Here is a 240-nt window from a genome sequence, read left to right on the forward strand (position 1 = left end):
GTCTGGCGCTGTGGCTGTTGCTCGGCGGCCTGATCACGCTGCTGATTGCCTCATTGGTCATGCGCCGTCTGCTGCGCCCGTTGGAGCGTCTCTCGTCTCGCCTCAATGAGATGGAGACGCAGCGCTTCGACGCGCCGCTGGAAGAGACCAGCGTGGCGGAGCTCAAGGGCATCACCTCGGCGGTCAATCGTCTGGGACAGCGCCTGCAGACCCAGTTCGAGGCTCAGGCCGCGCAGTTGG

The 240-nt window shown here is 65.4% G+C and carries 1 protein-coding gene; it reads left to right on the top strand.

What is annotated here, in order from left to right; genetic code table 11:
- A partial coding sequence (locus R0J88_RS23080) for a HAMP domain-containing protein (RefSeq protein WP_410901327.1) occupies window positions 1–240 on the top strand: 240 nt, incomplete at both ends.

Source organism: Pseudoalteromonas sp. SIMBA_162, from assembly GCF_046535955.1.
Classification (GTDB): domain Bacteria; phylum Pseudomonadota; class Gammaproteobacteria; order Enterobacterales; family Alteromonadaceae; genus Pseudoalteromonas; species Pseudoalteromonas marina.